This is a genomic window from Pseudomonas sp. MWU12-2020 (assembly GCF_023100605.1).
GTDB lineage: Bacteria > Pseudomonadota > Gammaproteobacteria > Pseudomonadales > Pseudomonadaceae > Aquipseudomonas > Aquipseudomonas fluorescens_H.
The window spans coordinates 614,827-639,103 of the sequence record NZ_JALMEX010000002.1 but is presented as its reverse complement, the minus strand read 5'-3'; the positions used below and the strand labels follow the sequence as shown (position 1 = coordinate 639,103).

The 24,277-nt window shown below is 60.3% G+C and carries 20 protein-coding genes and 2 pseudogenes; 17 read left to right on the top strand and 5 right to left on the bottom strand.

Annotation, left to right across the window (positions count from 1 at the left end):
- Window positions 1–18 precede the first annotated feature (18 nt).
- The 5 genes and pseudogenes from M0814_RS07025 to M0814_RS07005 all read left to right on the top strand — a co-directional run bounded on the left by M0814_RS07025 (window position 19) and on the right by M0814_RS07005 (window position 3,324).
- Window positions 19–403: pseudogene (locus M0814_RS07025) on the top strand (tautomerase family protein).
- Between the two features lie 220 nt (window positions 404–623).
- Window positions 624–1,148 carry a cysteine hydrolase family protein gene (locus M0814_RS07020; protein WP_103484405.1) on the top strand — a complete coding sequence of 175 codons (525 nt, stop codon included), beginning with the start codon at window positions 624–626 and terminating at the stop codon, window positions 1,146–1,148.
- 357 nt (window positions 1,149–1,505) lie between these two features.
- Window positions 1,506–1,741, top strand: a pseudogene (locus M0814_RS07015) (DUF4822 domain-containing protein); the annotation flags it as partial.
- 14 nt (window positions 1,742–1,755) lie between these two features.
- Window positions 1,756–2,184: a hypothetical protein gene (locus M0814_RS07010; RefSeq protein WP_103484406.1), complete on the top strand. Its 429-nt coding sequence runs from the start codon at window positions 1,756–1,758 to the stop codon at window positions 2,182–2,184.
- A gap of 171 nt (window positions 2,185–2,355) precedes the next feature.
- Window positions 2,356–3,324, top strand: coding sequence for a 2-hydroxyacid dehydrogenase (locus M0814_RS07005; RefSeq protein WP_103484407.1), 969 nt, complete (start codon window positions 2,356–2,358; stop codon window positions 3,322–3,324).
- Here M0814_RS07005 and tssA read toward each other — a convergent pair.
- From tssA to M0814_RS06980, 5 genes are read right to left on the bottom strand one after another with little or no spacing between them, the layout of a single operon-like run.
- The gene (gene tssA / locus M0814_RS07000) at window positions 3,321–4,403 is read right to left on the bottom strand and encodes a type VI secretion system protein TssA (RefSeq protein WP_103484408.1); all 1,083 of its coding nucleotides are present in this window, start codon (window positions 4,401–4,403) and stop codon (window positions 3,321–3,323) included. The two genes, M0814_RS07005 and tssA, sit on opposite strands and share 4 nt — an antisense overlap.
- Window positions 4,400–8,221: a type VI secretion protein IcmF/TssM N-terminal domain-containing protein gene (locus M0814_RS06995; protein ID WP_103484409.1), complete on the bottom strand. Its 3,822-nt coding sequence runs from the start codon at window positions 8,219–8,221 to the stop codon at window positions 4,400–4,402. Before M0814_RS06995 ends, tssA begins: the two co-directional genes overlap by 4 nt.
- Complete coding sequence (locus tag M0814_RS06990; protein WP_003224078.1) at window positions 8,218–8,994, bottom strand: DotU/TssL family secretion system protein; 777 nt, start codon at window positions 8,992–8,994, stop codon at window positions 8,218–8,220. The genes M0814_RS06995 and M0814_RS06990 overlap by 4 nt, the downstream gene beginning before the upstream one ends.
- Before the next feature lie 18 nt (window positions 8,995–9,012).
- Window positions 9,013–10,344, bottom strand: a complete 1,332-nt coding sequence (gene tssK / locus M0814_RS06985) for a type VI secretion system baseplate subunit TssK (RefSeq protein ID WP_003224077.1) — start codon at window positions 10,342–10,344, stop codon at window positions 9,013–9,015.
- Between the two features lie 46 nt (window positions 10,345–10,390).
- Complete coding sequence (locus M0814_RS06980; RefSeq protein ID WP_003224076.1) at window positions 10,391–10,837, bottom strand: hypothetical protein; 447 nt, start codon at window positions 10,835–10,837, stop codon at window positions 10,391–10,393.
- Window positions 10,838–11,064: 227 nt separating this feature from the next.
- Between M0814_RS06980 and tssB the strand changes: the two genes are divergently transcribed.
- The 12 genes from tssB (at window position 11,065) to M0814_RS06920 (ending at window position 24,135) form a co-directional block, all read left to right on the top strand.
- Window positions 11,065–11,607 carry a type VI secretion system contractile sheath small subunit gene (tssB, locus tag M0814_RS06975; protein WP_003224075.1) on the top strand — a complete coding sequence of 181 codons (543 nt, stop codon included), beginning with the start codon at window positions 11,065–11,067 and terminating at the stop codon, window positions 11,605–11,607.
- A 29-nt stretch (window positions 11,608–11,636) separates the two neighbouring features.
- A complete protein-coding gene (tssC, locus tag M0814_RS06970) occupies window positions 11,637–13,121 on the top strand; it encodes a type VI secretion system contractile sheath large subunit (protein WP_003224074.1) in 1,485 nt (494 codons plus the stop codon).
- Window positions 13,122–13,285: 164 nt separating this feature from the next.
- Window positions 13,286–13,783: an Hcp family type VI secretion system effector gene (locus tag M0814_RS06965; protein WP_003224073.1), complete on the top strand. Its 498-nt coding sequence runs from the start codon at window positions 13,286–13,288 to the stop codon at window positions 13,781–13,783.
- A 15-nt stretch (window positions 13,784–13,798) separates the two neighbouring features.
- Window positions 13,799–14,242 carry a type VI secretion system baseplate subunit TssE gene (gene tssE / locus M0814_RS06960; protein ID WP_045122401.1) on the top strand — a complete coding sequence of 148 codons (444 nt, stop codon included), beginning with the start codon at window positions 13,799–13,801 and terminating at the stop codon, window positions 14,240–14,242.
- Window positions 14,226–16,019, top strand: coding sequence for a type VI secretion system baseplate subunit TssF (tssF, locus tag M0814_RS06955; protein ID WP_103484649.1), 1,794 nt, complete (start codon window positions 14,226–14,228; stop codon window positions 16,017–16,019). Before tssE ends, tssF begins: the two co-directional genes overlap by 17 nt.
- Window positions 15,983–17,008, top strand: a complete 1,026-nt coding sequence (gene tssG / locus M0814_RS06950; protein ID WP_103484648.1) for a type VI secretion system baseplate subunit TssG — start codon at window positions 15,983–15,985, stop codon at window positions 17,006–17,008. The genes tssF and tssG overlap by 37 nt, the downstream gene beginning before the upstream one ends.
- Window position 17,009: 1 nt before the next feature.
- Window positions 17,010–19,550 carry a type VI secretion system ATPase TssH gene (gene tssH / locus M0814_RS06945; RefSeq protein WP_103484647.1) on the top strand — a complete coding sequence of 847 codons (2,541 nt, stop codon included), beginning with the start codon at window positions 17,010–17,012 and terminating at the stop codon, window positions 19,548–19,550.
- Window positions 19,551–19,608: 58 nt separating this feature from the next.
- A complete protein-coding gene (locus M0814_RS06940) occupies window positions 19,609–20,181 on the top strand; it encodes a hypothetical protein (protein WP_103484646.1) in 573 nt (190 codons plus the stop codon).
- Between the two features lie 129 nt (window positions 20,182–20,310).
- Window positions 20,311–20,946 (top strand): hypothetical protein, encoded by a 636-nt coding sequence (locus M0814_RS06935; protein ID WP_103484645.1) that lies wholly within the window; start codon window positions 20,311–20,313, stop codon window positions 20,944–20,946.
- Between the two features lie 59 nt (window positions 20,947–21,005).
- On the top strand, window positions 21,006–21,521 hold the full coding sequence (locus tag M0814_RS06930; protein ID WP_003224057.1) for a hypothetical protein: 516 nt from the start codon (window positions 21,006–21,008) through the stop codon (window positions 21,519–21,521).
- A gap of 49 nt (window positions 21,522–21,570) precedes the next feature.
- Window positions 21,571–23,580, top strand: coding sequence for a type VI secretion system tip protein VgrG (tssI, locus tag M0814_RS06925; RefSeq protein WP_103484644.1), 2,010 nt, complete (start codon window positions 21,571–21,573; stop codon window positions 23,578–23,580).
- Between the two features lie 12 nt (window positions 23,581–23,592).
- On the top strand, window positions 23,593–24,135 hold the full coding sequence (locus M0814_RS06920) for a toxin-antitoxin system YwqK family antitoxin (protein ID WP_103484643.1): 543 nt from the start codon (window positions 23,593–23,595) through the stop codon (window positions 24,133–24,135).
- Window positions 24,136–24,277 lie beyond the last annotated feature (142 nt).

Sequence of the window (24,277 nt, the reverse complement as noted above, 5' to 3'; positions counted from 1 at the left end):
CCCACGGAGTCTCTGCCCATGCCCCTCGTCCGCGTCGAAATCAAAAAACACGCCGATCCCACCTTCGCCAAACGCATCGGCGAGCAGATCTACGCCGCCATGCGCAGCGCCATCAACGTCCCGGAGTACGATAACTTCCAGGTCCTCAACGAACACGACGGCGAGCATTTCATCTTCGACCCGCAATATCTGGGCATCCAGCGCACCGATCAGTTGGTGATCATCCAGATCACCCTCAATGAAGGCCGGACCCTGGAGCAGAAAAAAGCCCCTGTACCAGGCCATCGCCCAGAACCTGAACACCCATCTGGGCATTCGTCTGGAGGACGTGTTCATCAATCTGGTTGAGGTCAAAAAAGAGAACTGGTCGTTCGGCAACGGCATCGCCCAATACGCCAGTTGACAGCCCGCCACGGGCCCCCGCATCATCGGCCACATGAACGTTTGCGCGCTGCACCTCACCCGTACCACCACGACCGCCACCGGCGGGTCGTGGTGTTTGTGCATGAGGTAAAACCCGCGCAGCAAACCCAAGGCCCCGCCAGCAATGGACGGGGCCTTGTTGTTTCTCCCGTCCGTGCGGCTGCTGTTGCAAACCAGTGAGTCACTCAAGGAGAAACACCATGTCCGCAGCACTGTTGATCATCGATATGCAGGTCGGTCTGTTCCATGGCCCGGAACAACCCCATGACGGCGAACGCCTCCTCGCCAATATCCAACGCCTGATTGCTCTGGCTCGCCAACAACACGTGCCAATCTTCGCCGTGCGCCACACCGGGCCGGAAGGTTCGCCGATTGCTGCGGGCAGCCCATTCTGGCAATTGCTGCCGGCACTGGAGCTGGATGCAGAAGTCGATACCCTCTTCAACAAATCCCGCCCCAATGCTTTCCACGGCACGGACCTGGCGCGCCGACTCGAATCGGCGCAGATCAATGACCTCTATATCGTCGGAATGAAAAGCCAGTTCTGCATCGACAGCACCTGCCGCGCCGCTGCCGACCTCGGTTTCAAACCCGTGCTCGTGGCCGACGCTCACACGTGCATGGACACCCCCGCGCTCGCTGCGCAGGCGATCATCGATCACCACAACGCAACCCTCGGCGCTGCCTTCGCCCGGTTGATCAACAGTGCCGACGTGACGTTCTGACCCGCCGCCCTGCGAATTGACGTCGCTGCACTGTAGTGCGGTTACGTCAATGCAGCATTTGTAACTGCATCGGCGTTCCTACAAGGATGTTTAATGTTGATCCGCGTTCACCGAAGTCAATAACCGACGACTGCCCATAGTTCTGGGCATTGATTTCATCTAACGCCCATCCCGAATTAAATTCATTTCGGGATTTCAGATAACTCCTACAACCTAAACCAGCAAAAACAAATCGAACAAAACGTTACGCAAGGCAAAATAACAACTCTTTGTTACAAGCGAATACTCAGCCATTGAACAATTCACAACTACGGGCCTATATTTTTCTGGCATTGAGTTCAGGGAATCAAAGAACGCAAAGCGAATTACCCGGGCGTAGTGGGAATTTCGACATGGGATCCCGAACGCAATCGTTATGAGTTCTTCCACACCGACACGGGCGAATCAAAATACAACAACGGCGGTGGTGGTTATTTCTTTATTCCCGGGAAGTGCCACGCGACATGCGCAATGAGAATCCGCCTGTACGGATCTACGTTGTTCTTGCGCCTTATATCGGAACGGTCCAGACAAAGTCCGCCACCCAACAATAAACCAGGAGTCCACCATGCAAAAAACAATGAAAGCATTGCTGATGTCGACGCTATTGATCTCCTCGGCCTATTGCGCAGGCGTCAGTGCGCAAGCTGCCACCCCGCCGGTCAAGGATGCTGTCGCTACAGCAGACAACGCGATGATGTTGACCGTGTTCCTGAAACACGATCAGTCGCGACCGCTGAGCGAACTCAAGGCCCAGCTCGCGCAACAGGGGTTCTATAAAACCTTTCCCCCGGCCGGGGTGGAAGTGGTGAGCTGGAACATCATGATGGGCATCGGCCAAGTGGTCACCGTGCGCTTCCCGGCATCGCGCCTGGCCGAAGTCAACCTCGCACTGGAAAACACCGCGTGGGGCAGTTACCGAACCGAGTTCTATCCCACCTACGATTTCAAACCGATTGCCCTGGCCGAACAAACCAAAGCCCAAACAGCGCAATGATCCCGTCAGCACACTGGATAGCCGGTGTGCTGCCGCCCTTGCTTCTTGCGCGAAGCCGTCCAGAATCAGAACACCACAACGCGAATCAGCATGATTGCCAAGCCGCTCCGCATTCAGCACTCTGAACCGAATTTCGCAACCTGCCCCGCCGACGATCACAGGAGCCGCGCAATGCCCGCAACCGTTCTGGTACTGGTTGAAACCATCAATGACTATTTGCCGATTCTCGAGCATCAGGGCTTTCACCTGATCCTCGCCCCCACGCCTGCCGAACGTGCGCAAGCCATCGCCAGCCACGGTAGCCGCATCGATGCGGTATTGACCCGTGGCCCGTTGGGCCTGACCGCCGACGAAATCGCGGCCCTGCCCGCGCTGAAAATCATTACCGTGATCGGCGCCGGATACGAGCATGTCGACCTGCAGGCTGCCAGTGATCGCGGCATCACCGTGACCAACGGTGCCGGGGTCAACGCCTCGTCGGTGGCCGACCACGCGATGGCGATGCTGCTGGCGCTGGTGCGCGACATTCCGCGCTGCGACGCCGCCGTGCGTCGCGGGGAATGGCCGAAGATCATGCGCCCGTCGCTGGCCGGCAAACGCCTGGGGATTCTCGGGCTCGGCGCGGTGGGCATGGCGATCGCCAAGCGCGCGCACCTCGGTTTTGACATGCAGATCAGCTACCACAACCGCCAGGTGCGCAGCGATGTGCCCTACACCTTCTGCTCGACGCCGACCGAACTGGCGCGGGCCTCGGACTTTCTGATCGTCGCCACGCCGGGCGGAATTGGCACTCAGCATCTGGTGACGCGTCCGGTGCTCGACGCGCTCGGGCCTGCGGGATTCATTGTCAATATTGCTCGCGCCAGTGTGATCGCCACCGCCGAGCTGATCACGGCACTGGAACAACGGCGAATCGCCGGCGCCGCGCTGGATGTATTCGACCACGAACCACAAGTACCGGACGCATTGAAAACGCTCGGCAACGTGATACTGACCCCGCATGTCGCCGGTCTGTCGCCGGAGGCTACGCAAGGCACGGTGGAACTGGTGGGGAAAAACCTTACGGCATTCTTCTCGGGGCAACCCGTGCTGACGCCAATTCAGTTACCGCCGAAAACAGGCCATCAACGCGTGCGCTAAAGCACGCCAAGCAACGTCCACAAACGCCGCGATTCAGCGTCGGCGCTGATCAGCTCGCCGAGCAATTCGCTCAATGGTTTATTACCCCACTCGACTCCGCGTCGAATCAGGTACGGCACCGGGCTGTGAGGCTCGGTGCGCGCCAGGTATTCGGCGATCAGCAGCAATTGGCGGTAAGCCTCTTCACGACTGGCCGGCTCGCGTAACACCTGAGCCACCGGCGCCTCTTCGACAACCTGCGCCACGGCAACAGGCGTCTCGAGTGTTGCAGGCGCGGGCGTCGGTTGTTGTGGGTGCATGGCGATGAACTCCTGAACCAGCGTCAGTAGCGCCTCAATGGTTTGCTGCAATGGCCCGAAGCCCGGCCCTTGACCGCCCAGATAAGCATCGCTCCACGCATCGAGACGTTGCAGGTGTTGCAGACTCAACAGCAGACTGCCCTGCGTGCGCAGCCAGAATGCCAGCGGCGTCGCGCGGATCTGCTCACTGAGCCGTTTCTGTTCGTTGCGCGCATTTTCCGCCGAAGTCTTTGCGCCTTTACTGTCATTGGCCTGAACCTGCTGCACTTTCAGGCGACGCCAGACTTCAAGGGTATAAACCTCGAAATCACTGTTGTTCGCGCCGAACAACGGCACCCGGGTCAGCAAAATTTCACAGTACCGGCGCACCAGCCATTCCAGCGGAATCACCCGCCACGACTGATCGCCGTCCTCGGCTTGCGGGTGCAGGTGCTCGGGAAAACGTTCACACAATCCGGCGATCAGCGCCAGACTGCCGGGCAACCCGTCCAGCGCTTGCAGGTGCAGCCACGCTTCGCCGAGCCAGGCGCTGAGCATCAAATCCTTGCTGCGCTCCAGCAGCAGGCAGGTGGTCAGTTTCTCGACTTCCGGCCAGTTAGCGCGCTTGAGCGTCGATTGCCAGACCCCGGTCGGCAGGCTCGCATCGTCTTCGCGGCGCAGATCGCGCAACTGGTCGAACTCGCGTTCATAACGCAGATCGACACCACACGGCGCCTCGGCGCTGATCGGCGCGAGCAACTGGTCGATCAGCTCTGGCAAGGTTGTCAAAGGCAGGCTCACAGATTCTCCTTGGAGGCTTCGAGGGCAGCGGTCGTGTTGGTCATCTGAAAGGGTGAACGCGGTGCGCGGGTAGGCAATGGCGAGATCGACAGCGGCAATTTTGAGCCCTGGCTCATCAGCGACAGGCGCACGAACATCCGCGTGAATTCGCTGGTGACGCTGTCGGTCGCCGCCGTAACCGGCAGGCGCAACGCCAGCGGAAAATCGGTGTAATCCATATTCGGCTGACGCTGCACCGAGAAGTGCGCACGCATCAAGCGCAGCAGCGACCACGGCCCGCCGTACTCCCAACCGGCCTCCATGTCGCGCACCACCAGGTTCGGTTGCAGCGGATCGTTGACCGGGCGCTCCTTGCCGTTGCGTGCCCAGCGCAGGGTCAGGCGGATCGGTTGGCCGACCATCCAGCGCAGGTTCGGCTGTTCGACGCCGGGGTAGTTGATCTGCTGGTTACCCGCCAGCAAGCCCCAGGCAATCACCTGATCGGCGCCCCTTTCTTCCTCGCGGTCGGTGCGCCAGCGCACGTCGAGTTCCACCCCGAGGATGCCGCTCTTGTCGCGCACGAACAGCGGAGTCAGCCACACGCTGGCCTGCTTCAGGCGGTTGAGAAAGTCTTCGGCGGCCAAGCGCTCCGGAGTCTGGCTCAAGACCAGTCCGGCCTGCGCCACCGGCAGGCGCTTGTCGATGATTTCCAGAAAATGCTGGACCCGTGACGGGTCGGCGTCCTGCGCCTGCACCCCGTTGGCAAACGGGAAGCGGTCGGCCAGGTATTGATTGAAATAGTTGGCCAGTTCATTCCAGGCCGTGGCCGCTTCTTGCTGTTGCAGGAACTGGCAACGCTGCATCGCCGACTGCTGCAACTCCACCGCACGCATCGCCAGCGTGCCACGCCCACCCGCCAGGTTGGCCGTTTGCAGAACCTGCTGGCAGGAACCGGTGTCCATCTCGATGAAATCACGACTGACCAGTTGCTCGATCTGCGCCGGGGAACTCGCCGGGTTGGCGTCCTTGTACTTGAGCAATTCATCGTTGAGCGCGCTGAACTGGGTCACTCGCTCGTAATCCAGCGCCGACAGGTTGCCCTGCTGGGTCATCAGCCACTGCAGGGCCGGCGCGCGACGTTCGGTGATGCCGAGCATGGTGTTGAACTGCTGTTTGAGACTCAGTTTCAGATCCTGCACATCACTGGCACCGAACAGCTGCAGGCCGAGGTTTTTCGAACCGTTCCACTGACTGATTTCGGCACGGCCACCGAACAACGGTTGCGCGGTGATTTCTTCAAGACCGCTGACGATCTGCGCCAGCGCCCGCCGGTTCAATGCGCCTTGCAGACGCGCGGCGAGGTCGCTGCGGTGCACCTCGACAAAGGCTTTTTGCAGGGCCATCGCCTGTTCGGCCTGAACGTTGAATACCGCGTACGGCTGAGTCTGGTCGTTGTGATCCTTGAGGCTCAGCCACATCGCCTGGGCGGCGGCAGTTTCGGCCGCTTGCAGCAAGGCATCGCGATACACCGGCGGGATGCGCGGCAGCTCTTCGGCGACATAACTTTTGTAGCTGGCGAAATAGCTCAACGAGGTATTAAGGTCATCGCCGTCGACGGTCTGGCCCTGCATATTGACGTTGTCCTGCGTGGCGCGCATCGCGATCGAAACGAAGTCGCGCCTGAACAGCGCCTGCACGGCGTTGTTGAGTTTCACCACCTGATCCTGCAACGCCAGTTGCCCGCTGCCCTGCTGCACCAGCAGGTTGCCGCGAGAACCGACCTGGGCGATCCACTGATCGCGAAAACTCTGCTGCAACTTGCTCGCCTGGGCGTCGAGTTGTTGTTCAACGGCAGGCCCGAGCAATGTGCTCTTGCGTACCTTGTCGAGAAAGTCGCGGTAGCCCGGTACCAGTTCCTGGCCCTTGCCGCGACTCCAGGTCGAGTTGGTCAGGGCGATCGCCGCTTGCAGATCATCAATCAGTGCCCGCAGATCTTCCAGCTCGCTCAGGCTGTTGCCGCTGCCCGCCTCCAGTTGCTCCAGATGCAGCTTGAGATAACCTGCCTTGCTGACAAAGTTGTCGGCGAGGAAGTACTGATCGAGCCAGCGTTCCATCAGCCCGGTGAAGTTGCTGACAATCAGCGGCCGCTCGACGCTCAGGTCCAGCGCCTGCAGATCACCGCCATCCCCTGCCGCCAGCAGTCGGTTGTAATAAGCGGCATGGGGCAAGGTGGCGGCGTTGAGATTCAGTGACAGCGCGCTGTTGCTCAGTTGCACCAGGTCATCGAGTGGCACTCGCTGGTTGTTCTGCACTTCACCGAACAACTGATTCTGTTGCTCCAGACGCAATGCGCGATCCACCAGATCCGTGGCCTTCTGGTAGTTCTGCCATTGCGCCGGGTCTTCGCTTTCGACGCTGGAGCGCCGATCAGTGCTGCGAATCGCCTTGATTTTCGCCAGCTCCGCCACCAGCAGATCGTGCAGCGGCACCAGCATATGGCGCTGGGTCGAGCGGAACAGTTCCTGTTCGATCCGGGTATCGAAAGAGGAGAACCACGAGGTCGGAAACACCAACGACACGTAGTGCCAGTGCGGCGCTTTTTCCAGCACGCGCCAGAAGCTCTGCACATTGCGCCGCGTCGGCTCGATGCGATGCGCTTCGTCGGTGACGGCGACATAGCTCTTCTGCGCGCCCTGCATCAGCCGCGCCAGTTCGTGAGCATCGCGTACCGAATCGTGCCAGACCCAGATCATCGCCACCGCCCACAGCACTCCGACCACCAGCGCGACGCCGGCAGTGATTCGTTGCCAGCGCTGACGCAAGCGCAACAGGCGCGGCACACCCTGGGCCAGCCCTCGTTCGCCGACCAGGCGCTGGCGCCACAACTGGCGCACGAACGCACTGCGCTGCAAGCCGCTGTCATCGGCGGAAAACCCGTCGAGCGCATCATCGGCCGGCTGATTCGCGCTGAAATACACGCCGCGAAAACACGGCGCCTCACCCTGCGCGTTGCCCTGAAATACCGGCTCCAATACGTTCTGCAGGCCACGGCGCAGGCTTTCCAGACGTTCCGGCAACGCGTACAGGTCCGCGCTCAGGTGCCCGGACAAAGTACCGATTTCGATCACCGCCTCGGCCAGAGCCCGGTGCAAGCTGTCCAGCGCCTGGTCGCTCCATTGCCCCTGCCAGACCGCATCGCGCGCGTAGGGCGATGACCAGCCCAGGGTGCGATCACGGGCCTCATCCGGCAGTGCACTGATCAGTTCCTGAAACCCGGGCAGTTCTTCAAGACCCGTGACGATCACATACACCGGCACACTCAAACCGAACCGTTGCAGCAGATCGATGAAGCGCCGACGCGCCGCCAGACCGAGTTGGGTGGCCTGCTCCAGGTTGTCCAGACGACTGACCGGCACCGTCCAGATCACCCCGTCCAGCGGACGTTTGCTGCGCAGGCGTAAAATCAGCCCGAGCAGACGCCACCAGCCGCCGCGTTGCAGGTGCATGCCGTCCTCGGGCAAGAACAATGCTTGCGGCACCACCAGCACCGCGCCCTCGGGGTCCGACCACCAGCGGCCGAACCACGCCGGTTTGTCGGTGGGTTGCAGGTGCCATTCGTTGACCAGTTGCGTGCCCTGGATTTCATCCCCGAGCATCAACAACCACGGCATTTGATAACGATCATGGGTGCCCTGCTCTTGCTCCATGTGCCGCACCGAAGCGTAGAAACTGCGGATCGCCGCGCCGCTCTGGGTGCGCAGCCACCACACCGCGACCGCGATGATCACCAGCAGCAACAACAGCGCGACCACCCACGCGACAATCGTCAAAGTGCTCATGAGTCTTGCTCCGGGGCCGCCACTGAATCGCTCATCTGCAGCACCGGCTCCAGTTCCGAACGAATGTCACGCCACAGAAACTGGCCGATCCCGGTCAGCAACAGAACCATCGCCACAATCCCCAGCGCCAGGCGAAAGCCGTCCGGCAACGCCGTGCGTACCGGTAGCTGCAACGGCGGTACCTGCGAGGGTTGCACCAGGCGCTGACTGACATCGGCATAGTCGGCCTCGTCTTGCCAGGCGAAGTTGAACAACGCCAACCGCCACTTCTCCAACTGCGCCTGGCTGTGTTCGCCGCGCAGTCGCCCATGAAAACCGAGGATCAGGCACTGCAGGTAGACGTTGCCCAGATCGCGAGCGGTCGGTTGTTGTTCATCGAGCACTGTTTGAATCGCCGCCGGCAGTTGCTCGCCGGCCTGGCGCGTCGAATACAGACGCGACTCCAGAGGTTTGCTCTGCCAGGCCGATTGCCCCGGCCACGGGCTGAACAACAGGGTTTCATCAACCAGCGCGACAAAGGCATAGACCAGCGCCTTGACTTGCTCAGTGGCCGAATCCCCTACCCGTGAGTACGCCGTGCGCCACAATCGTTGCGAGGCCTGAGTCGAGAGTTCGACCACGGTTTCGACCAGAGCCGCCTCGTCCTCGCGGTCCTTGGGCAACTGGCTCCAGTCCAGCGACCATTGCTGCCACGTCTGCCGAAATGCGCTGCTGAGCGGCGCGTCCTGCAAACTCAGATTTCTCGTTCCGGCCCCGGCAGTCCCTTCCGACATGCTGCGTTCCTTGTGTGATCAGGCACTTTCACTCGTCTGCGCAACAAACAGCACCACCTGCCACGGACTGCTGGTCAACTTCGCTGCTGGCGCGGCGATCATCAGTGGCAGTTGTGCGTCGAACCACGCGCCTTCGGCCGTGACCACAAACAGCCGCGTGTCATCGCCGACGCTGTAGGCCACTTGTTCACTGCGGCTCATGGCCTGGTGGCTCAATCCGCTCATGCGCTGGCGGCTGAGCAAGGCAACGTGCGGCGCCGAGGCGATGATTGCACTGCGCAGCCATTCACTGGCCGCCTGCTCGCTGGCCCCGTTGGGCATGCGCAGGCCAATGACCAGCCGCTGGCTCGGTTGCTCATCGGGCAACTGAATTGAAAAGCTCTGTTCGCCGCGCTCGAACGGCAGGCTGCGATAGCCGGCGCGGATCAGTTCGAGGGTGATTTCCAGCCATTGCAGCACCGCGTCGTAACCGCGCTGCAACTCAAGAAAATCCAGCGGCGCGAACGCCGGCACCCCGGCCAGCGGATCGAGTGCCGACCAGGCGCCGGCCAGTCCGAGTAGCTGCACATACAAACTCTGCGGATGGGCGATGCGACTGTTGAGTGTGCCTTCGACTTCCGGCAGCCGTGCCCACAACGCGGTCAATTGCCGGCGAATCTCCAGCGCATCGTCCTGATTGCCCGCCTGTTGCGCCTGACGCAATCGACCGCCGAGGAACATGCACTTTTCCCGCGCCCGTGCACACAAGCCGGCGACGCGCCGGCCCAGCGGCGAATCGGGCAACAGGATCGGAGTCGGCGGCGTATAGGCCAGCGGCAGAAACCCTCCGCCTTCCTTGCGGATTTTCAGCAGCGGCAGGCAGATCGAGTCGGCCTTGTTCAATTGCGTGCACAGGCGTGGGTTGGGTCGCCACACGGTGATCGATTCAGGGAACTCGCCACTGGTCAGATCCGGCAGCGCTTCACCGACCACGGATTGCAGGCGTCCCTTCAGCGGCAGCAGTTGCCCGGCGCGCCACAACGGACTGATCGCCAGGTAAACGGTGACGGTGGCATCGTCGGTGGCGTTGATGGCCGGGCCAATATCGAGTTCCAGAATCGGGCCGATACCGGCTTGCAGATCCACCGGCAGACCGTCAGGCATGGTGCCTTGCAACGCCAGTACGCGAACCACCCCGGCGCTCAACGCCGAGGGATCGAACTCCATGCGACTGACGCCCCAGAACCACGGGTTGCACGCTTGCGCCATATGCGCACCGAGGGCTTCGGCACGCAGGCCCTGCAACTGAAAATGCTGCGGCAGCAATTGCATGCCTTCATGCCAGCAGACCGCGTCAGGTAGCAGACTCATACGACTCCCTTCGACCATGCCGCAACCCGGCGGCGAGCGGTGTGTTTCAGTTTTCCTTGCTGACCAGGCTCATCTCGCGGCTGTCGAACTTGAGCCAGGCTTCGCGCTGATCGTCGAGCCGCAAGCGGTGCGCTCCGGGTGTGTTATAGCTGGCGAAGACCAAAAGTCCAGCCGCCTTCTTGCCCCCCAGCGGGAAGGTCTGGCGGTCGATGAATTGCCCCGGCACCAGCTCCAGCCCCCACACGCTCATCAGTTGACGATAGTCGCGTTGGTACTGGTCGCGCCCTGCAAACCACTGGCTGGCACTGATGCCCGACAGCTGCTTGAGCAGATCCGGATCGTTGACTGCAACGAAATCCACGGCAATGGGCGTGTCGTCATTGGCCTTGGGCGCGACGTCGAGGGTCAGGCTGTCCAGATCGACTTTCGGCCCGAAAAAAGAACAACCGGCGAGCAGCGCAAACAAAACAACACTCAAAAATCGTCTGCACAAAATGAATTTTCCTTTTCCCGAGACAGTCCAAAAAAGCTTTTCGCTTGCATTTTTATAGACCTGTTCTAGCGTCTTGGGTAGTTCGGTTCCCAGAGCCGAATGAGGAAGGTTTGTCAAAGGAACGACAGGTCATCTGCCACCCTTTCTAACCTACGGTCCAGTAAGGGAAAGCGATGAACGGGCCTCCCCGATGCATTGCGCCCGCCTTCGCATCGGAGTCAGCCACCATGGCAGAAAGTACTCAGCACAAGCTCGACCGGGTCCGCCCGCCCCGAGTGCAAATTACCTACGACGTCGAAATCGGCAACGCCATCGAAAAAAAGGAATTGCCTCTGGTGGTCGGAATTCTGGCTGACCTCTCCGGCAAGCCACTTAAACCATTGGCAAAACTGACTGAACGGCGTTTTACCGAAATCGACCGCGACAACTTCAACGAAGTGCTCGCCTCGATCGCTCCCCGCGCCACCCTGCAGGTCAACAACACCATCACCGGCGACGACAGCAAGCTCAATATCGAGCTGAACTTCAAACACATCGACGACTTCGATCCGGTCAAGGTGGTGGAACAAATCACTCCCCTGCGCCGCCTGTTCGAGGCTCGCCAGCGTCTGCGCGACCTGCTGACCAAACTCGATGGCAATGATGATCTGGACAAGCTGTTGCGCGACGTCATCGCCAACACCGAAGGCTTGCAAGAGATCAAATCGGCTCGCCCAGACACCGCTACCCCGGCCGCTGACGCCGAGGCCCCGGCCGAACCGCAAGCCTGATCATCCATTTAACCGAGGGAGCATCCGTCATGCCCGCCGCCGCCCAGAATCAAGCCAGCGAGAATGCTGCAGCCGAAACCTTATCCCTGCTCGACCGGATCATCGCCGAGGGCCGCATGGCTCACGATGACAGTCAGCAGGATTACGCCCGCGACATGCTCGCGGAGTTTGCCACCCAGGTGCTTGACGAAGGCATGGCCATCGACAAGGACACTGTGGCGATGATCAATGATCGCATCAGCCAGATCGACCAACTGATCAGCGCCCAGCTCAACGAGGTGCTGCACCACACCGACTTTCAGAAACTCGAAGCCTCGTGGCGCGGCCTGCACATGCTGGTGCAGAACACTGAAACCAGCACCCGGCTGAAATTGCGCCTGCTCAACGTCACACAGAAAGAACTGCAGAACGACCTGGAAAAAGCCGTCGAATTCGACCAGAGCGCGCTGTTCAAAAAGATCTACGAAGAGGAATACGGCACCTTCGGTGGGCATCCGTTCAGCCTGCTGGTGGGCGACTACACCTTCGGTCGACACCCGCAGGACATCGGTCTGCTGGAAAAACTCTCGAACGTCGCCGCTGCCGCGCACGCACCGTTCATTGCCGCCGCCAGCCCTCGCCTGTTCGACATGAACAGCTTCACCGAACTGGCGGTGCCACGTGACCTGTCGAAAGTCTTCGAGAGCCAGGAGCTGATCAAGTGGCGCTCGTTCCGCGAAAGTGAAGACTCGCGCTACGTGTCGCTGGTGCTGCCGCACTTCCTGCTGCGCCTGCCTTACGGCCCGGACACCTCCCCCGTGGAAGGCATCACCTACGTTGAAGACGTCAACGGCACCGACCACAGCAAATACCTGTGGGGTAACGCGGCGTGGGCGCTGTCGCAACGCATCACCGAAGCCTTTGCCAAGTACGGCTGGTGCGCGGCGATCCGTGGTGCTGAAGGCGGCGGCGCGGTCGAGGGCCTGCCGGCGCACACTTTCCGCACCAGTTCCGGCGATCTGTCACTGAAGTGCCCGACCGAAGTGGCAATCACCGACCGCCGCGAAAAAGAACTCAACGACCTCGGTTTCATCGCGCTGTGCCACAAGAAGAACAGCGACGTCGCCGTGTTCTTCGGCGGTCAGACCACCAACAAATCCAAGGTCTACAACACCAACGAGGCCAACGCCAACGCACGGATCTCGGCGATGTTGCCGTACGTGCTGGCGGCCTCGCGTTTCGCTCACTACCTGAAGGTCATCATGCGCGACAAGGTCGGCAGCTTCATGACCCGCGACAACGTGCAGACCTATCTCAACAACTGGATCGCCGACTACGTGCTGATCAACGACAACGCGCCGCAGGAAATCAAGGCGCAGTACCCGCTGCGTGAAGCGCGGGTGGACGTTACCGAAGTGGCCGGCAAGCCGGGCGCCTACCGGGCGACGGTGTTCCTGCGGCCGCACTTCCAGCTGGAGGAGTTGACTGCATCGATCCGTCTGGTGGCGACCCTGCCGCCACCGGTAGCGGCTTGAAGTTGATGAAACCTCTGTGGCGAGGGAGCTTGCTCCCGCTGGGCTGCGAAGCGGCCCGCTCTTTTTGGGAAGCGAGGCCTGCTACGCAAGCCAGCGGGAGCAAGCTCCCTCGCCACAGGTTCTGAGCTCAGTCTATTTGTGAATTTCTTCAGGAGTTTCAAGCGATGGATGCAATCATTCTCGACCTTGGCGGCGACATCAAAGGTGACAGCCTGCTCGAAGGTTACACGGACAAAATCGAAGTCATGTCCTACAGCCACAACGTGGCCATGCAAGTGACCAACGACGTCAGCAACTCGGAGCGAACCTCGGGCAAACCCCACGTCGGTGAGTTCACCCTGACCAAATTCGTCGATACCTCGACGCCGTCCCTTAACGAATACTGCTGTGCCGGCAAACCGATTCCGGAAGCCAAGATCACCATCGGCCGCAACGCCGCCGAAGGCAGCGGGCAACTGTTGCCGTTCATCATCTACACCCTGACCAACGTAGTGATTTCCAACGTCAGTGTCAGCGGCGGTACCGGGGGCAAACCGGTAGAAACCCTGTCGCTGAACTTCACCAAAATCAAATGGGAACTCACCGCACAGAAAGACGATGGCACCAAGGAAGGCACTGCCGCGTCGACGTGGGACATGGCCGCCAACAAGCTCGTCAGCTAACCCGGCGCCTTGGTCATGGCAGGCACCGGCATGCTCCCGCCGCTGTTCGAACGCCTCGCATCCGGCGAGGCCGACAGCGTGCAGGCGTTCGATCGCCAGGGTTTGCTCGACTCGGTGCATGCCGAGTTGGCGCGCCTGTTCAACACCCGTCGTGGCCCGCGCGCCCTCACCCAGCCACCGAGCGTTATCGACTACGGCATTGCGGATTGGAGCGCCCTGCAACAACAGCGCAGCGATGACCGTCGTCGACTGGCGCGGGAGATCCGCGAAGCCATCAACCATTTCGAGCCGCGCCTGAAACTGGGCGAGGTCCAGGTCAATCCCCTGCCCGACCAGCCGCAACGTTTAAGCATCCGTCTGCTCGGCGAGCTGCGCAGCGGCCTGCAATATTGGCCGGTGGCGTTTGTCATCGAACCTGGCAGCCAAGGGTTGGAGGTGCGCCATGAGCGACTCGATTGACCCGCAACTGCTCGACTACTACCAGCGCGAGCTGACCTGGCTGCGCCATGCCGGCAGCCAGTTTGCCGAGCGTTATCCGAAAGTCGCGCGGCGCCTTGAGCTGTCACCGGGCGAGTGTCCCGACCCGCATGTCGAACGCTTGCTCGAAGGCTTTGCCCTGCTCGCCGCACGTCTGCAACGCAGACTCGACGACGACTATGCAGAGTTCAGTGATGCCTTGCTTGAACAGCTTTATCCATTGGCTGTGCGGCCATTGCCCTCCTGCGCCATCGTGCAGTTCGAGCCGGACCCGAGCAAAGGCAACCTCGACGAGGGCTATCCCCTGCCCCGTGACACCCCATTGTTCGTCACCACCAGCAAGGGTGAGAGCATCCACTTTCGCACCTCGGCCGCCGTGCATTTGTGGCCGATAGAGGTCAGCGAAGCGTTATTGCTCGGCGGCGATGAAGCCCAGGCGCTGACCGGTGTCGTGCAGGCGCGTTCGGCACTGCGCCTGAGCTTGCGTTGCCTGGGCGAGAGTCAATGGACGGAACTGGGCATCGGCCAACTGCGCATTCATCTCACCGCTTCGCCAGTGATCAATGCCTGTCTGTATGACCTGCTCGGTGCTCACGCGGTACAGGTGCTGGCCGGTTCGCCAGGAAGTATTCCGACCCCGGTGAACGGTTTGCCGACGATCGTCGGTTTCAGCGATGACGAGGTCCTGCTGCCGGACGAGGACGGCGTGCACCCGGGCATGCGCCTGCTGGCGGAGTACTTTGCTTTCCCGGACAAATTTCAGTTCTTCGATCTGCCGTTGAGCGGCGTCGGCAGTGACAGCCAGGCGCTGTACCTGTACATCGTTTTCGACCGCGCTCCGGCCAGCCGCCTGCATTTGCAGGCCAGTGATATCGCCCTGGGCTGCGCTCCGGCGATCAACCTGTTCCCGCGGACCTCCGAGCCACTGCGCCCGGACGGCACCCGCAGCGAGTACCGTTTGATTGCTGACAGTCACCGCGAGAACAGCGTCGAGATCCACAGCATTCGCAGCATGCGCGCCAGCTCCGGCAACGGCGTGCAACGGCTGCCAGCGTATTACGGCAGCCAGCATAGCGGTGGCGATCAGCAACGCTACTGGCATGCGCGACGGGTCAGCAGCATGACCCCGAACCGGCTCGGCAGCGACCTGTTGGTGAGTTTGGTCGACACCCGTTTCGACCCGTTGAGCGAACTGCCGGATTACAGCCTCACCGCCGAACTGCTGTGTACCAACCGGCATCTGGCGCAGAGCCTGCCCGCCGGCACACCGCTGGGTTTCGAACGTCCCGGGCCAATCGCCTGGGCACGCCTGCGCAACCCGCCGAGCCCGCAAAGCCTGCCGCGTCTGGACGGTGATTCACGCTGGCGACTGGTGTCGCAACTGACCCTCAATCACTTGTCGCTGGTCGAAGGCCCGCAGGCACTCGACGCCTTGAAAGAAATTCTGCACCTGCACAACCTGCGCGATGAAGCCAGTGCACTGCGCCAGATCGAGGGCCTGCTGAGCCTGCGTTGCGAACGGGTGATCGGCCATGTCGGCGTCGATGCCTGGCGCGGCTGGCGCAATGGACTGGAGGTGCAGTTGCAGCTCGATCCGCAGCACTTCGTCGGTAGCAGCGCGGTGTTGTTTTCTGCCGTGCTGGCGCAGTTCTTTTCGGTGTACGCCACAGCCAATCGCTTTGTGCGCACGGTGTTGATGCAGTCCGACAAGGAGATCAAGGCATGGCAACCCCAAGCCGGCATGCCCCTGTCGCTCTGACCCTGAGCCAACGACTGCGCCGCGATCCGCAGGCGTTCGAATTGTTGCAGGCATTGTTACTGCTCGAGCGCGAACAACCGCAAGCCGAATCCCTGGGCAGCGGCACCTCGCCCCAGGCCGAAGCGCTGAAATTGCGCGGACCGCTGACACCGCTGTTTCCCACCAGCCAGATCGAAAACCTGCGCGAAGAACCGGGCCAGCCGTTAATCCTCGACACCCCGATGTTCGGCCTCGGCGGCCCCGACGGCCCGCTGCCCTATGCCTATCAGGAGTGGCTGCAACAACGGGCGCGGGCCAAGGATCACGCCCCGGCCGAATTCCTCGATCTGTTCCAGCATCGGCTGCTCAGCCTGCTCTACAAGGTGATGCGCAAGCACCGCATCGCGCTTGGCTTTGTCACGCCGGGCGCCTCGCCGGTACAGGCACAATTGCGCGCCCTTACCGGTCTGTTGCCCAAGGCCTTGCAGGAGCGGCAGGCGGTTCCCGATTGTGCAGTGCTGGCCTGCACCGCGTTATTCGCCGATGGCCGGCGCTCGCTGGCCGGGTTCGCAGCGATTGTCCGCGAGCAGTTCGCCATGCCGGTGGAACTCAGTGCCTATGAAGGCGCCTGGCGCGAAATTCCGCCTGCCAGCCGCAGCGTCATCAAGCCAGGTGGGCGCAATCTGCAATTGGGGCGTACGGCGGTAGCAGGCACTCGAGTCTGGGATGAACACGCCGGTATTCGCCTGACCCTCGGGCCACTGCCCTCAACGCAGGCGAGCCGATTTCTGCCGGACGGCGAAGCGCACCCGGCATTGGCCAGCCTTGCGGCGTTGTACTTCGGCCCGGATCTGGACGTGACCCTGGTGCTGCTGGTGCGCGGTGCCGGGCCGCTGAAGCTCGGGCGCCAGGCACCGGCCCTGCTCAGCTGGAACGGTGGTTTGCAGCGTCAGGCCAGCCTCGCGGTGCAGCGCATCGAAACCCGTCTTCGTCAGCTGGAGATCGCCTGACATGGAGCTCGCCAGCCTGATCGGACGCCTCAACCCGGACAACCGCCGCGCCCTCGAACGCGCCGCCCAGCGCTGTCTGCAGCGCGGGCATCACTTTGTCGAGATCGAGCATCTGTTGCTGGAACTGCTCGACATCGAGGGCGGCGATTTTGCGTTTCTGCTGCCACGTTTCGGCCTGGAACGGGATGCGCTGACCGCTGAAATCAACAAGGCGCTGGACCTATTCAAGGCGGGGAGCACGCGCACGCCGGCGTTGTCTTCACACACTTTGGGGTTGCTGGAAGACGCGGTGGTGCAGGCCAGTGTGCTGGGCCTCGAGAGTATTCGATCCGGGCTGTTGTTGCTGGCGTTGATTGATCGCGACGAGCGCCGCAGTCTGTTGCTCAACAGCGCCTCATCGTTGCTGCGGATTCCCAAGGAAGCGCTGCGGGCCAATCTATTAGAGTGGACGGAGAACTCTCGTGAGCATGTCGGTCCGCGAACCACTTCAACGGGAAGTGCCGCGCCACGGCAGGACTCGGTGCTCGATCAATACACCCAGGATCTGACCGCCGATGCACATGCCGGACGCATCGACCCGATCGTTGGCCGAGACGGCGAGATCCGTCAGTGCATCGACATTCTGCTGCGGCGCCGGCAGAACAATCCGATTCTGGTCGGTGCGCCGGGCGTGGGCAAAACCGCCGTGGTCGAAGGTCTGGCTCTGCGCATCGCTGCCGGCGACGTGCCGCCGTCATTGCAGGAAGTCAGTTTGCGCGTGCTCGACCTCGGTCTGTTGCAGGCCGGGGCCGGGGTCAAAGGTGAATTCGAACAGCGGCTCAAAGGCGTGATCGACGCGGTGCGCAGTGCCGACAAACCGATCATCCTGTTCATCGACGAGGCTCATACCTTGATCGGCGCAGGCGGAGCCGAGGGCGGCAGCGATGCGGCCAACCTGCTGAAACCTGCGTTGGCCCGAGGTGAATTGCGCACTCTCGCCGCAACGACCTGGATGGAATACAAGAAATACTTCGAGAAGGATCCGGCTCTCGCCCGCCGCTTCCAATTGGTGCAGGTCGAGGAACCCGACGAAATCACCGCTGTGGAAATGCTTCGCGGCGTGGCCGCCAAACTCGAACAGCACCACGGCGTGCAAGTGCTGGACGCGGCGATCCACGAAGCGGTGAAACTCTCCCATCGCTATATCTCTGGCCGTCAGTTGCCGGACAAGGCCATCAGCGTGCTCGACACTGCGTGCGCCCGGGTTGCCCTGGGCCAGCATGACGTGCCGCCACCGCTGGAAAGCCTGCGTCACCGGCAGAACAGTTTGAAGGATGAAGTCGAGCGCCTGCGCCGGGAGCAGGCCACGGGGCTGGATCATCGTGAGCGCATCACGCTGCTGGAAAATGAATCGAAAACCAATGTGCAAGCGATCCGCGAACTGGAAACACGTTGGAGTGAAGAGCGTGTGGCCGTGCGTGAACTGCTCGAAACACGCCGCGAATTGCTGGCGTTGAGCGAAAGCGCCGACAGCGACAAGCCCGACGAAGCCACCGACAGTCGCATCGATCATCTGGCCGCCGAGCTGCTGCGCCTTGAGGCGGGACTGGATGCGATCCGCCAGGACGATCCGCTGGTGCCCGAACAGGTCGACAGCAAAACCGTCGCTGCCGTCATAGCCGGATGGACCGGCATCCCCGTCGGCAAAATGCTCGCCGACGAAGCCCATGCCGTACGCACCCTCGGCCAGCGCATGGGCCAACGGGTGATGGGGCAAAGCACCGCGCTCAACACCATCGCCCAACGCTTGCAGGCTTATCGCGCCGGGCTCACTGATCCGCAAAAACCGGTGGGTGTGTTCCTGCTGGTCGGCCCCACCGGCGTGGGCAAAACCGAAACCGCGTATGCGTTGGCCGACGCACTGTATGGCGGTGAACGCAATCTGATCAGCATCAATCTCTCGGAATACCAGGAAGCCCACACCGTCAGCCAGCTCAAGGGCGCACCGCCTGGCTACGTCGGTTACGGCAGCGGCGGCGTGCTCACCGAAGCCGTGCGGCGCAAACCGTATTCGGTGGTGTTGTTGGATGAAATCGAGAAGGCGCATCGGGATGTGCTGGAAGCGTTTTACAACGTGTTCGACAAAGGCTTGATGGAGGACGGCACCGGTTTGGTGGTGGACTTCAAAAACACCGTGATGCTCGCCACCAGCAATGTCGGCGCTGAACTGTTGCTCGACACTCCCGCGTCACAGATCGGCTCTGAAGCTTTCAACGAAGCGCTGCACAAAGTCCTTTTGCAAGCCTTCCGCCCGGCGTTTCTGGCGCGCATGACGGTGGTCGCGTATCGGCCGCTGGATGAGCAGACGCTTGAAGGGATTGTGTTGGCGAAGCTGGAAAAATTGCGTGGCCGCTACAAGGCGGCGACGGGCAAACAGTTCGAGTTTGATTCGGGAATTGTGAAAGCGGTGCTCGCCAAGTGCAGCGCGGCGGGTGCGCGGGATGTCGAGAATGTGTTGATGACGCAGGTGACGGGGAAGTTGGCGGAGTGGGTGTTGGAATGACCGCCGCCAACGAGAATTGACGAAACACAAAAATGGCACCCGCGCAGGAGACGGAGTAATGACAGAAGCGGATTTTTTGAATGCGGTGCTGCAGGCAGCAGGTGTACACCCAAAGCTGCAAGATACCGATGAACCAAGTCAATTTACGAAGAGCTGGGTTTCTGAAGGTCCTTGGGAGAGCGCTGCGCAAGTTGAGATAGCTCACCATCTACGACGTGGTTACGGCATCACAACGAAAATTCGCGAAATCAGTTACCCAGAGCCTTACTCCAGCGAAAAGGTCGATTTCTATTTCGAACTGCAAGATGAGACCTACGCCATTGAAATAAAAGTAGAAAGCACGAACGGCTTATTCGGCGGCGCAAACTTACAGGAATCGATCACCCGTGACGTTTACAAATTAGGCGGTTTTGTTGCTGATCACAGATGGGTCGTGGTCATAGCCACCAGCCAAAAAAATTGCGAACTGCTTGATCTCGCCTTGAATCGCGGGGACTCATGGTCTCGAGATGTGGAGGGTCAATTCAAGGCTTACCTGTGCAACATTGACACGTACCCACACGGACTGCCCATCGATCGCTCAAAACAACTTTCTGCACCTTTCAACTTTATAACCAACTACCACAAATAATCTCACCCGCATTTTCCAACAGAGGGCACATCAATGAATCAAAGGGAACGAAATCAAAGGGGACAGATTTATTTATGAAAAAAATAGATTCGTGCCCTTTTTCGCCCCCCTTTTCGAGGATTGAAGACCATGGAACAGTTTAATTCCGTTCAAGAAGGTATTGCAGAGCTGCACAAACGCAACACTGGAAATAAAAAAGTCCACGCGCTCCTGACGTTCCAGCACAACAACCACAAAATGTGCAAAACGTGTTTTCTGTTTGAGTCAAAGGAGGACGCTGGCGCGCAACTGATAAAGGCTTACGTCCAACTTCAAATCAGCAATGTGCCCCGAAACGAAATGCAGGCAGCCATTGATGCTCGGCAAGTCGCTATCAACGCGGAACTCGCAGAGGGAGACCCCGCAGAACTTGGCGTTGTGCCCGAAGGACACGCGGAAGAGTTTCTTATCGATTATTTTGATACAGCCGTCGCCATCGCCGAAGACGTCAAGTATGTAACCGTTTACCTCACACACAGCCCATGTACGCCGACTGACAGAAAGCCAAGTCATTCGCTACATGGCTGGCCTTTGAGTTGCACTGCCAAATTCGCAACGCTGGCAGCCAACCATCCGGAGTACTTTTTCTCCATCGTTTTTCTTAAAAAATTCGGAACACTGGATGGCAATGACACCCCACAGAGAACATTGAAAACACTCTCGGGTGACCGAGCCAATCTGGCTTTTATCGAACTAAAAAAAGAACCACCGTATGAGCGACCATAAAAACGCCATCTATTAAAACAGCATGGCAGCCCGCGATTAAATTCAATGAGCCAGCAAACATGAAAGACACACTACTGACTTACATCGATGAGGACGGAAAGAAAGCAGCAAAAAAGCTGTGGGCAAAATACTCTGGCATTTGCGATCTGATTGCCCCGACGAGTCTCGGCTGGAGAGATGCCTTTGGAGGAATGCTAATTATTATTGGCCACGGCAGCACCATGGTAAAAATGGACAGACATACCGGCTTGCACAACATGATCGGCAATTGCGGTAGTTGCTTTATTGTGCTCGCAGCCTGCGAAGTTGGAGAAACACATATTAGTATTGGTGAACTTCAACCTATTGCTCAAGGCTTGGCGAACCTAAGGCCCAACGCCATTGTATGGGGCACGACTCGGGATCTGCCGCAACAAGCCGTCAGTGACGGCACCTGCTTTTATAAAAGCCCTCTGTTTAATTGGCTACAGCCTGCCAACGACCATTTCCCTGGGTTATGGAAGCAGTTCCGAAAACAAAGTGACATGGAGGCAGTGATGTCGATGATGCCCAATTTGAACTTTAATTCTCTTTAGAACCGAATCCGCTTCATGAACGCTGCAACCACCTCATCAAGGCCGCCCAATGCCTCGTGCCACCGACAGTAACGCAACGCTTTCGTTGACCGCCGCCGCACTGTCGGCGCTTTACCCTGAGTGGTTGTCCGGTGAAGAAGCCCTCAACTCGCTCTGTTCGCAAACCCTCAACGGCCTCAACGACGGCCCCCCCCTCACCCTGACCAGCGCCGTCGCCACTCACGTCACCACCACATTGCACAACGACGCTAAGTTGCGCCCGTTCGATGCCTTGGTCGCCGAAATCCGCCAACTCCCTGCTGACGCCACCGCCGAGCGCTATCAACTCTTATTGCGTCCGTGGCTCTGGTGGCTGACCCTGGCCAGCAACAACCGGGTATTCCAGAACCTCACCACCTCGGACATCGTCACCACGATGTTCAAGGCCCACGGCTTCACCGATTTCAAACTCTCTCTGACCGGCAGCTACACCCCCCGCGAATACTGCGTGCAGTACGGCGAAACCGATTTCGCCTTCGTCTCTCGCCTGCTGGAAGAGGAAGGCATCTTCTGGTTTTTCACCCACGACGAGGGCAAGCACACGCTGGTGCTGGGCGACAGCAATGACGCCTTCGTACAGATCCCCAACGGCCCGAAAGTCAAGTATCTGGGCCAGCAAATGGGTGAGCGTGAGTTGCATGGCATCCGCTCAGGCCAGGTCTGCCTACAAGCCGTGGCGGGCGTTTACAAGGCAACGGATTATGAGTTCACCACGCCAACCACTTCGCTGTACGGCCAGGCCGAAGCCGTGGCCGGGCCGCGTTCGATCTATGAGCATCCGGGCGGCTACAACGCCAAGGCGCGTGGCGATACGCTGACCAAGCAGCGGGTCGATGGCTTGCGCAGCGAGGAGAAACGCTTTATCGGCGAGAGCGACTGCCGCTGGCTGGTGCCGGGGCACTGGTTCACCCTCGAGGGCCATGACGATGCCAGCCTGAACATCGATTGGGTGGTGACGCGAGTCACCCATGACGTCAGCCACGAGCACTATCGCAACCGTTTCGAAGCCATTCCCAAAACCACGCCGTTTCGCCCACAACGCAGCACACCGAAACCGCGCATGCATCCGCAGACTGCCATCGTCGTCGGCAAGTCCGGCGAAGAAATCTGGACGGACGAATACGGCCGGATCAAGTTGCAGTTCCCGTGGGATCGCGACGGCAAGAATGACGAAACCAGTTCCTGCTGGGTACGCGTGGTGTTGCCGTGGAGCGGCAAAGGCTTCGGCATGCAGTTCGTGCCGCGTATCGGCCAGGAAGTCATCGTGACCTTTATCGACGGCGACCCGGATCGGCCACTGGTCACCGGTTGCGTGTACAACGGCGACAACGCACTGCCCTATGCGCTGCCGGCCAATCAGACGCAGTCGGGGATCAAGACTCAATCGTCCAAGGGTGGTGGCGGTTTCAACGAGCTGCGCTTTGAGGACAAGAAGGATGCCGAAGAAGTGTTTCTGCAGGCGCAGAAAGACTTGAAGATCAATGTGCTCAACGACACCACCGCCACCGTCGGCCATGACGAAACCCTCACCGTACAAAACGCCCGCACCCGCACGGTCAAGGACGGCGACGAAACCGTGACCCTGGAAAAAGGCAAGCGCAGCGTCACGATTCAGACCGGCAGCGACAGCCTCGATGTGAAGGACAGCCGTACGGTGAAAGTCGGTGCCGATCAAAACCACAGCACCGGCGGCAACTACACCGACAAGGTCACCGGCGACTACAGCCTGACCGTGGACGGCAACCTGACGATCAAGGTCAGCGGCACCCTTACCCTGCAAAGCGGTGGCAGTTTCACCATCAAGAGCGGCGCTGACCTCGCGACCTCGGCCAGCACTTCGATCACGCAAAAGGCCGGCACGGCCATGACCAATCAGGCCGGTACGTCGCTGGACAACAAGGCCGGAACCACGCTGACCAACGACGCCGGGATCAGCTTGACCAACAAGGGCGCCGCCTCACAGACCGTGGACGGTGGCGGCATGCTGACCATCAAGGGCGGTCTGGTGCAGGTCAACTGACAAGGAGCCGTCATGGCGATCACACCGCTGGATTTGCAGGAGGATGACAAACAGCTCAAGGGCCGCTTGCAGGACGGTCAGCTCGACGGCGCGCTGCAGCTCAAGGATGACGGACGTAAGCAGGCCGATCTGAATTACCACCAGGGAGAGCTGCAGGGCATGTCACTGCTCTATCACCCCAACGGCAAGGTCTCGGCGCAGATGCCGTTTGTGCGCGACAAACTGCAAGGCGTGGCGAGTTTTTATTCGGCCGAGGGTTGGTTGCAGCGCAAGGCGACGTATCGGCGCGGGTTATTGCATGGCGAGGCGTTCAACTACTTTCCCGATGGGCAGGTGGCCGAGGCCGAGTTTTACCGCGATGGCGTGCGTGAGGGGCGTTATCAGCGCTTTCATCCGAACGGCAAACCGGCGGCGGAGGCGCGGTATCTGAATGGTCAACTGATGGAGCCGGAAACCGCGTTCGCCGAGGATGGCCGGCCGCTGGGGGCGGATGGCAAGCCGATTTCGCGGGTGCGCTGGTGGTATCAGCGGTGGATGGATCCGCAGCAGGCTTGAAGGTGTTCTTTTGCCAGGACTGGCCTCTTCGCGAGCAAGCCCGCTCCCACAGGGTTTTGTGTTGTGAATAGAATCGTGTGAACACCACCGGCCACTGTGGGAGCGGGCTTGCTCGCGAAGAGGCCGGCACATCCAGCACAAA